The sequence below is a fragment of the Candidatus Bathyarchaeota archaeon genome (assembly GCA_025059045.1).
GTDB lineage: Archaea > Thermoproteota > Bathyarchaeia > Bathyarchaeales > DTEX01 > JANXEA01.
The window spans coordinates 114523-123015 of record JANXEA010000010.1 but is presented as its reverse complement, the minus strand read 5'-3'; the positions used below and the strand labels follow the sequence as shown (position 1 = coordinate 123015).

Genomic DNA, 8493 nt, shown 5'->3' with positions numbered 1-8493 from the left:
GGCTGTTTTTCGCCTATGGTGGCAGTTAAGTTTTGTTCCAAAAAGCCCAGGCCCAAGAAAAGTTTTCTTTTACACTCTATGCATACGGCGTGCGCCTTTATCGTCGCTTCTGGGTTTCTGCTTAAACTGGGCATGAAGCCCGCTTTATCAAGGTTATAGATGCATAATACCGTGCCCCCGCGGTAGGAGGGGTTCGTTAATACATCTTTTCTCTCACCGCACACGTGGCAAACGCCTCGCATAATCGGATACTCATCACTTTCACTTGCATATTCGACGTAAAATAGGAGTTTCCTATATCCAGGCTCCTTTACCAAGTCTATGATCGCTCCATCTTTCTTCACAGAAACCGTGTAAAGGGCTATCTGTTTCTTTACCTCACCAAGTAGTTCATCCAGATCCTCGATGTAGCTTTTCTTTGCGGAGAAGAACTTCAGTTTTATTTCCTTGAGAAAAAATAGAAGCTTCAGGATGTCTGGGTCGCTGAATTTTCCGTCAAAGCTACTTATTATCTGCCCAACAGCCCACTTTTTTGGCTTACCTGAGTCAAGCAGATACTTAGGATTGTTGGTTGTGAGTACCATTTGCGGTTTCTGTCCTTTTGCGTTGCCGATCCAAAGATACTCCTCTGCAGTTTTTTGGGTGCATCTAAAGCTGCAGTCACATTCTAGCTTCCCGTTATCCAAATTGAAGATTACCTTTGCAAGAAGGGTTTCATTGCCCTTCGTCTTTATTTTTTCAATTTTAAAATCGCATACACCAGCGGATAGGACGGCCTCACCAATTTCCTTTAAGGCTTGAAACATCAAATCACCTCAAACATTCCGAAGCCCTGCGAATTTTTAGCGCCAAGACCAGCTTCATATGCTGTCATAATGAGATATTCTGGACCGCTTAGAAGAAAATTGCCCGTCCAACCCCTCACAACTGTCCCCTTATATAACGTAATAACTTCTTTGACTTTTAAAGGTTTAATATCAATTTCTGATTTTACGCTTTTACCTGATAACAAAAAATACTTCTTCTGAAGATTTGAATTGATTAGATCAGAGAACTCCTCTTCATAAGGAGAAAAATAATACGTCTTTTTCTTGCCTTCAAAACTCATTAGCGTACTATAAACTGTTAAAGGAGAAAGCATACGAATTCTCAACTCACCATCCTCTATATTTGGTCTCGCAGGAAAAGCTAACTCAACCACCCTCAACTCACGATCATCCAAAACAATATACCCCTTCTTTACAATAGTATCTGCAAGGCTTCCAATAAATTCCTCAATAGGAGAAGAAATGTGCAGAGTTAAGTCACCCTTATACAAGAACTCCTTCCTATCTCTAATCAATTTGCAGTGACCCTGAAGCCTTGAAAATGTAAACATTTTAAAACGCCTCTTGCCGAAAAAGAATCCTCTATTATGAAGAAAATCAGCCAACTCTTTCGAGATATTACAATAGATAGCGGATTGAATAAGGTAATTATAGTGTGTAGGCAAAACAACTTGATCAAGTCGTGGTTCCCTAAGGGTCAATCGCAATCTCACAAAAATTCACCCAACAATTCTTAAATTAAAATTCTAAAAATATGCCTTAAAAGGTAAGCGGTTCGATGCTTTGAACAAATTGGTCGGCGGTGGACTTTGACTAAAAAATTGCAGGAGCAATTATGAGAGATGCCGTTCTATTTGAGCTTCCGTTCTCTGAAGGGCTGCGCATAGGGTGAGCAGAGTCTCCTTTGCTATCCATAGAAATGAGTGGAATAGGCTAGCAGTTACGCTTGCAAGGTTCGGTTTTCTCCACCATAGGAGGAAACCGCACGAGGCTTCGGAGTTACTAAGTGCGGCGTATAAGCCATGCTGGTCCCTTCTTCTCCGGTCAAGAAGATAAATCCCATAAAGGGAATTGAAAGTGCTGTGGAGCGAAGATATGTTTTCCGATTTTGGGGTGGAGGCTTTGGTTGCTGGCGCCTTGTTTAGCATGAATTTCTGCTAGCGGCAAACCCCGCTCTTCCATGTTGAAGAATTGATGAGGAACCCAAGATTTTTCAGCCTCTTATTTACCGCATCATGTTTAAGGTTATTTGATCATCACTGAAACGTAAATTTATTTATAAACAGACGCACATTCTTCCAGCATGCAGGACCAATTAAGCTGAAAGCGATTCTTATGTCAGCCCGCTGTAGCAGGTGCCGAATATTAGGGGCTGTGGCAACTATTCCATATGCTAGGCTAAGCCTCTGCCCCAACTGCTTCGTCGAGTTTTATAGGGCAAGGGTGCGGAGGACCGTTGAAGAGTTCAAAATGTTCCGTGAGGATGATGTTGTCGGGGTTGCGGTTTCAGGCGGGAAGGACAGTGCAGCGCTTCTGCATGCCTTACGCCAAGCCTATCCTAGGCTTAGGCTAAAAGCTTTACACGTGGATCTTGGCATTCCAATGTACTCCGCCCACTGTCAGGAGAAGGCTGAAGCACTTGCCTCAATGCTGAATGTTGAATTCCACGTCTTCAGCCTTCCGAAGGAGCTGGATATAAGGGTCGAAGACTTTAAGAAGACCGCGTATAAGGGGAAGCTCTGCTCTGTCTGCGGGACGATTAGGCGCCGCATCCTGGAAGAGTTGGCCGTCAGAGCTAATGTCGATGTCTTAGCGACTGGACACAATCTAGAGGACATAGTAGGCGTGATGTTCGAAAACTTCCTCTATGGACGATGGGAACAATTCGTTAGGATTAAGCCGGTTCTTCCCCCGCTTGACAAGGGCATGGCGTCGAAGGTTAAGCCCCTCTTAAAGAGCCCCGAGAAAGAGAATCTGCTCTACTGCACGTATACCAAGATCCCTTTCCGTGAGATTGAATGCCCTTATTCAGCCGGAACCGCGGTGCAAAGAAGAGCCGAGGCCCTAGAGACGCTCTCGAAGGAAAACAGAGCCATTAAACATCAGCTCCTGAACCGCTTCCTAGAGATAATGCCGGCTGTTGAAAACCTCGCAAGGAAGCCGAATCTCAGCCGATGCAAGACCTGCAGTTTCCCATCATCGGGCGATACATGCGCCTTCTGCAAACGCATTGCAATGGTGAAAGAAGCCTTAAGCAAAACTTGAGGCGTAAAAACTATTTCATCACGCTAATCCCAAAAAGGTAAAAGAACACTTTCCAATAATAGTTTATAGACCAACGAGCAGTCGATATGGATTCCAAAAATACTCGTAGAAGGAGCGGACCTTGGATAAAAAACATGATAGACTTGTGAAAATTGAGACCTTCGGAAACGTTGACAAAGACTTAGCGGAAAAGATGCTGAGCATCGTCGTCGACTGCTTTGAGAGGCTGGGTCCACCCATGACATACCCCGTAACCCTCAGCATACATGAAACTTCAAAGGGTCTGGGATTCTTCGCCAGCCATGACGCTTCAGATGGAAAACCGGTAATAAACATCTATCTGGATAGGATTTCGGGCCTACCTGCAAAGGTTGTTGAGGCAGGCGTCAGACGCCAATCAGCCCACTCAATCCTACACGGCTCACCTGAGTATTATATGGCGATATTTCCAGACGAGTTAAAGCAGGCCATTTTCGAGTTAGACTTATCAGAGCATCTTGTCGCACACGTCCTTCAAGGAGCATACATGGGGGCAAAGGAATATAACGTCACAAAATTCCTTGTTGAAGGAGGATTCGTCGAGGATCAGATTGCATACGCAAAGTTTATGCTTGAACCCTCAGACGAGGACCTCTTAGCATGGAAGTTGGCGAGGCGCCATCCAACAGCCAGAATAATCTACCTAGTCCTAACCATCAGGGACATTTCATGCGCCATACCGCTCCTCGGAAACCCAAACCACGGTTGGGAAATCATAGAAAGCTTAGAAGGAAAGATCAAGCATCTCCAAAAGAAATATAGATTGACAATACAGAAAATAATAGGCGAGGTAAGCCGAAATTTTTCGGAAGACACGTTCAATAACATAAACTTCTTGATAAAAGCCATTGTGAAAGACTTAATCAGAAGGGAGGTAACCTTTTAACATAGAACCTGAAACTAAGTAGTTGGAGAAGAGATGAGCAGAGCAGTATTAAACGCTATTTTAAATGCGATGCAAGTCTGGCTCAACCAGGCCGAGAAAGAAGAATTATACCGCGAGCTCATAGCATATTTTGGGCTTATAGGCGCTGTGAACGAGTGTCAAGCATTAGAAGGCGCATGGCAAGACCCATACAACAAACGTGAAATCGAAGACTTCATAAAAGCCTGGCTTTTAGGAAGGAGAAAGAGGAAAGAGGAGCCTATAGCATTCATCATCTAGCGAGCCTATAGACCATTCCACGTGATAACCATATTTTGGTAATCGATGGAAACAGATGAGACTCTTTCACGCTTCTATGAACGAAACTCAAATATGCTGAGAAGCCATATCCAACATGTCGAATGGCACAAGCCATTTAAGGGTGGCATGATTGATCTACGAGAAGATTATAAGCCGAAGAACCATCAGAAAGTTTAAGCCCGAGCCAGTTCCGAGGGAAGTTCTTCTTAAATGCGTGGACGCCGCTAGGCTCTCGCCATCTGCCGCGAACAGGCAGCCTCTAAAATACATAATCGTCGACGAAGAGAGCCTTCTCGAAAAGGTCTATGAGACGCTGAGGTGGGCGGGATACCTGCCCGGCTTCAGGCATAGCCAAGATGAGAAGCCGAGGGCTTACATAGTCATCCTCCTAGATAAGAGTATAAGTGGGGAGGCAAGCGTCGACGCCGGCATAGCCGCAATGAGCATATCCATGACCGCCTATGACGAGGGGCTTGGCTCATGCATCCTCGGCGCAATTGACAGGGAAAAACTGAGAAGGGTGCTCAACGTGCCCGAGCACTTGGACATACTTCTAGCCGTCGCAATTGGATACCCATCCCAAAAATCCGTCGTGGAGGAGATGAAGGGAAACGACGTGAAATACTGGCTTGATGAGATGGGCGTACTCCACGTTCCGAAGCGGAGTCTAGATGAAATAGTAAAATGGAATGGCTACAAATGAATCAATACGTGGCGAACCACCAATGTGTTCCCATATGAGAGTTAATTCTCCCCGTAAAGCAGATGCTTGCCAATATATTCTTCTCGCAGCTGTCTCCCAACAAACGGAGAGACTTCGCATCGCATCCATAAATGAGAAGACCGAAACAAATACGGCGATCAATCTCCTAGTAGGCGTAATGCTCATCTTCGCAGGGGCATTTTGGATCCTAATGCATCTCAGGCTAATATCGCTTCAGGAAGCATGGCCCTACGTTCTCCTGTTGCTTGGGATAGCAATCATCGCGGCTGCTGTCTTATCCGGCATCACAGCGGTTAAGCGGCATCCTAAACCCTAGAGGAGCCAGCCGAAAAAGAGCCTGTATAGCCTATGCTCCAATATGTGAAGCCCTGTGGCTCTGCCAAACACTCTAAAATAGTTTTTACCCATAGCCTCAACCATGTCGCCTATATCATAACGGGGAAGCATACATGAGGAGATTATTAGTCTCCCCCACTCACCCCTTCTAAGCTCATAAAGCATCTTAACCCCCCTACCCGTCTCAACCTCGAAAAGATACCTGTCATAATTCGGCAGAATGTATGGGTATGAGTCCATCTGCTGCCCAAAGACCCCCTCAGTCGCACTGTATATCTCGACCACTGGCACCTGCCCAAAATACCTCCGTAGAACAGGCGCATACCTATAATGAATCTTTCGGACGCTGGTGCAGAACAGAGCCCTTACCCTCCAGACGTCACGCGGAAGTTTTCCAAACCTCTTCTTGACGAAAACCGCGAAGGAGAGTATAACCGGCGCGACCCCCATGACCGCTGTGACGTCCTCATCAAAAGCCCTCTTATAAACGAGTTCGAACCTTCTCTCCCAATCCGCAACCTCGATACCCGAGCCCAAAGCGTCAACCTCATCCTGCAGCGGAACAAGCCTCACCCTCCCAAGCTCGGGCAGAAGCCTAGCATAAGTACCTGAACTATAACCGTAGGGCACCTGGTTCCCCATATAATCGAGGAACGAAACCCTAGAGGGGAAATTGAGGTTAAGGATCTTTCCCTCCAAGACACGCATATCGCCATTCCTAAGAGCGTAATTAACGAGAGCCCTAGCGCCGCAAATAAGTATGTCTTCAAGATGCATCCTCGTTACTGGCAGAACCTTAGCTCTCCCAGTTGAACCCCTAGTCATAACCCAGCAGACAGGGGGCTCCGGCAGTAGCGCCCCATACCTCCCACGCTTCACCTCCTCAATATACCTTTTCAGCCCCGAGTATTCTACCTTCGGGAATAACCGGCGGAAATCTTCAACGCTATAAACATCCTTAACGGATCTCTCCTTACCATACTCCGTTCTGCGATATAGATCCTTCAGCCGGAAGAGAAGGTTAAGCTGAGCCTCAGCAGGATCCTCCAGGCTTCTAAACATAGGCTCAAGGATCATTCCAGCTAAATCCTTATCATTCAATGGCAAACCCATTTGAACTGCACTATATGATCCCATAAATATCAGAGGAAGCCTCTCCAGCATTTATTAGCAGAGGCTATCTCGGCCTCGTCCTAGTTAGAGCCCTATATATTATGTATAAACCGATGATCATCAGGATAACGGGCATAAGTGGGACGGAGACCGAAAGGAGCACTTCAAGAAGCTGATTTAACCCCCAAAAGAAGATTATGAAACCGATAAGCAGCAAGAAAAGTCTAGGAGACCAAATCTCGCTCTTCTCATGTTTTTCATGTTTCTCCTCCTTCTCCTTTCTTTCTCTGCTGATATGAAGCGGAGTGCCGCATTGGATGCAATACCTAGCGTCATCAGGATTCTGAGCCCCACATTTAGCGCAATACACCATGAGCCTATCCTCGCCAATACTTTGCACCATCTCCCTAAAAAGCCTTGCATCCTCCCCGCTCAAATTTCCGCTTAAAAATTAAACCTTTATTACGCGGATCCCCAATTATTATTTTCAAAAATCCATAATGATTAGGAAATGTTTTGTCCATGCAACATGAACAGAAGAATGAAGCGGAAAATACTGGCGGCATGCAATGCCCAAATTGCGGACAGAAAGTCGAACTGGATATGAAGTTCTGCCCAAGATGCGGCTCATCTCTTAGAGTTGAAGATGCATCCCTAAAAAAGAAAACCGTTATAAAGGAGCAACCTTACATCTCCGGGATCCTAGAGGCCACCTCGATCGGCGTTTTCCTCATGGTCCTAGCTCTGACGTACCTAGCGAATCCAATAGACGTCTCACTAATCGTTAATTACATCCAAAGAATGGCCGACCAAAAAATCTTCATCAAACCGCCAGAGCCGGTCCTGGACTCCGCAATCTACTTCTTCAAGGCGATTGGCATATGGGGCTTCCTGCTATCAGCCCTAAGAATTCTCCTAGAAAAAAGGCTCTAAGAAAGCATGCTGCGACCTTATCGGCGGATTGTTCTGCCTCTATATCTCATACCTCTTAACGGAATACGCGCTTAACATCATATCGGCGAAAGAAACGCTCGCATACTTCGTAATAGGCTTGGGCCTACTAATAATCATGAACGCGATACTCCAAACAGCCCCAAAAAGAAGATGTGGGAATAGGATTGCTTAAGCACACCCATACGCCAGCAGCCTAGCAGCCGAGGTAGACGTGAGACTTATTAATACCTTCGCCTCTCATCTACAACCATGTCCACAACAACAGCCATAGAGAGATTGAGACAGGAACAAAGGAATATTGAGGAATCATTAAAGGAGCTTGAGGCTCAGAAGAAGGAGATCGACGCTAAATACGCTGCCGTGGTAGATGAAGAGAACAGGATCCACGAGGAGCTCAGGAGATGCAGAGACCCATACCAATACAGCCAACTTGAGATGAGACTATTTCCCATCAGAAGGAGAAGAGGCGAGATAGAGGCGGAGAAAACCGCACTCGAAAGGAAGATCAGAGGCTTCCAAGAAGAACTTGAAAAGGTGAAAGCAAGGATAGAATACATGAGACCCAAGGGTGATCTCATACAAACCAAGGAGTAGTCTCATAGATCAACTCAGACGCAAACCCATACTTTCTTCACATTCTTAGGAAAAAGGCCCATAAGCTCTGCACATTTCCAAATAGGGATCCATGTCAAGCGTACAGTGGAAATAGTGGATCTAATTCAGAGAAAGTCTTAGTTTTAAATAATCCCTCATCGGGCCTCAGTCTATTGTTCCTTCTATCCTTATGATCCCCCTTCTCTCAAGCCTTCTAAGCGCATCATAGAATTCGCTTCTCTGCTTCCCCTGAAGTTTAAAGTGCTGCATCATATCCTTTATGCATGACCAAGCGGTCCCATTATTTCTTAAGTGGTTCTGCAGATACTTGATCACTAAACGTTCAATCTTGCCACACTTCCATGTTGTGTTCCTTATCAGGATGGCAACGGCCCTGAACATCGCCTGGGTCTCAGCCTTAGTCCGCCGAGCCATCAGACCGCCCCTTAAAAGGT

14 protein-coding genes are annotated in these 8493 nt (G+C 45.8%); 8 read left to right on the top strand and 6 right to left on the bottom strand.

Features of this window, described 5'->3' with window-relative positions; all coding sequences use genetic code 11:
* From NZ952_04010 to NZ952_04000, 3 genes are all read right to left on the bottom strand, one after another.
* The coding region (locus NZ952_04010; GenBank protein MCS7120351.1) for a TM1802 family CRISPR-associated protein at positions 1 to 806 on the bottom strand (806 nt) is incomplete at its 3' end.
* A complete protein-coding gene (gene cas6 / locus NZ952_04005) occupies positions 806 to 1528 on the bottom strand; it encodes a CRISPR-associated endoribonuclease Cas6 (GenBank protein ID MCS7120350.1) in 723 nt (240 codons plus the stop codon). The genes NZ952_04010 and cas6, both read right to left, overlap by 1 nt.
* A gap of 132 nt (positions 1529 to 1660) precedes the next feature.
* Positions 1661 to 1975, bottom strand: a complete 315-nt coding sequence (locus NZ952_04000) for a hypothetical protein (GenBank protein ID MCS7120349.1) — start codon at positions 1973 to 1975, stop codon at positions 1661 to 1663.
* A gap of 187 nt (positions 1976 to 2162) precedes the next feature.
* On the opposite strand from NZ952_04000, the gene NZ952_03995 reads away from it, so the two are divergent.
* The 5 genes from NZ952_03995 to NZ952_03975 all read left to right on the top strand — a co-directional run bounded on the left by NZ952_03995 (position 2163) and on the right by NZ952_03975 (position 5357).
* Positions 2163 to 3092: a hypothetical protein gene (locus tag NZ952_03995; protein MCS7120348.1), complete on the top strand. Its 930-nt coding sequence runs from the start codon at positions 2163 to 2165 to the stop codon at positions 3090 to 3092.
* Between the two features lie 121 nt (positions 3093 to 3213).
* The gene (locus NZ952_03990; protein ID MCS7120347.1) at positions 3214 to 4017 is read left to right on the top strand and encodes a hypothetical protein; all 804 of its coding nucleotides are present in this window, start codon (positions 3214 to 3216) and stop codon (positions 4015 to 4017) included.
* Between the two features lie 33 nt (positions 4018 to 4050).
* Positions 4051 to 4296, top strand: a complete 246-nt coding sequence (locus NZ952_03985; protein MCS7120346.1) for a hypothetical protein — start codon at positions 4051 to 4053, stop codon at positions 4294 to 4296.
* A 151-nt stretch (positions 4297 to 4447) separates the two neighbouring features.
* Positions 4448 to 5020: a nitroreductase family protein gene (locus NZ952_03980; protein ID MCS7120345.1), complete on the top strand. Its 573-nt coding sequence runs from the start codon at positions 4448 to 4450 to the stop codon at positions 5018 to 5020.
* Between the two features lie 34 nt (positions 5021 to 5054).
* Positions 5055 to 5357, top strand: a complete 303-nt coding sequence (locus tag NZ952_03975; protein MCS7120344.1) for a hypothetical protein — start codon at positions 5055 to 5057, stop codon at positions 5355 to 5357.
* Here the strand turns inward: NZ952_03975 and NZ952_03970 are convergent.
* Positions 5354 to 6478 carry a GH3 auxin-responsive promoter family protein gene (locus NZ952_03970; protein ID MCS7120343.1) on the bottom strand — a complete coding sequence of 375 codons (1125 nt, stop codon included), beginning with the start codon at positions 6476 to 6478 and terminating at the stop codon, positions 5354 to 5356. The genes NZ952_03975 and NZ952_03970 overlap by 4 nt on opposite strands.
* 76 nt (positions 6479 to 6554) lie before the next feature.
* Positions 6555 to 6926: a zinc ribbon domain-containing protein gene (locus NZ952_03965; protein ID MCS7120342.1), complete on the bottom strand. Its 372-nt coding sequence runs from the start codon at positions 6924 to 6926 to the stop codon at positions 6555 to 6557.
* 86 nt (positions 6927 to 7012) lie between these two features.
* On the opposite strand from NZ952_03965, the gene NZ952_03960 reads away from it, so the two are divergent.
* From NZ952_03960 to NZ952_03950, 3 genes are all read left to right on the top strand, one after another.
* Positions 7013 to 7423 carry a zinc-ribbon domain-containing protein gene (locus NZ952_03960; GenBank protein ID MCS7120341.1) on the top strand — a complete coding sequence of 137 codons (411 nt, stop codon included), beginning with the start codon at positions 7013 to 7015 and terminating at the stop codon, positions 7421 to 7423.
* Between the two features lie 28 nt (positions 7424 to 7451).
* Complete coding sequence (locus NZ952_03955) at positions 7452 to 7616, top strand: hypothetical protein (protein ID MCS7120340.1); 165 nt, start codon at positions 7452 to 7454, stop codon at positions 7614 to 7616.
* Positions 7617 to 7720: 104 nt separating this feature from the next.
* Positions 7721 to 8038, top strand: a complete 318-nt coding sequence (locus NZ952_03950) for a hypothetical protein (protein ID MCS7120339.1) — start codon at positions 7721 to 7723, stop codon at positions 8036 to 8038.
* 165 nt (positions 8039 to 8203) lie between these two features.
* On the opposite strand, the gene NZ952_03945 is transcribed toward NZ952_03950, so the two are convergent.
* Positions 8204 to 8473, bottom strand: coding sequence for a hypothetical protein (locus NZ952_03945; protein MCS7120338.1), 270 nt, complete (start codon positions 8471 to 8473; stop codon positions 8204 to 8206).
* Positions 8474 to 8493 lie beyond the last annotated feature (20 nt).

What these genes read in the sequence shown, in the direction of transcription:
- NZ952_04000 (MCS7120349.1), bottom strand. Translation starts at nt 1,975, where the DNA reads ATGCTAAACAAGGCGCCAGCAACCAAAGCCTCCACCCCAAAATCGGAA.
- NZ952_03995 (MCS7120348.1), top strand. Translation starts at nt 2,163, where the DNA reads ATGTCAGCCCGCTGTAGCAGGTGCCGAATATTAGGGGCTGTGGCAACT.
- NZ952_03960 (MCS7120341.1), top strand. Translation starts at nt 7,013, where the DNA reads ATGCAACATGAACAGAAGAATGAAGCGGAAAATACTGGCGGCATGCAA.
- NZ952_03985 (MCS7120346.1), top strand. Translation starts at nt 4,051, where the DNA reads ATGAGCAGAGCAGTATTAAACGCTATTTTAAATGCGATGCAAGTCTGG.
- NZ952_03945 (MCS7120338.1), bottom strand. Translation starts at nt 8,473, where the DNA reads ATGGCTCGGCGGACTAAGGCTGAGACCCAGGCGATGTTCAGGGCCGTT.
- NZ952_03975 (MCS7120344.1), top strand. Translation starts at nt 5,055, where the DNA reads ATGAGAGTTAATTCTCCCCGTAAAGCAGATGCTTGCCAATATATTCTT.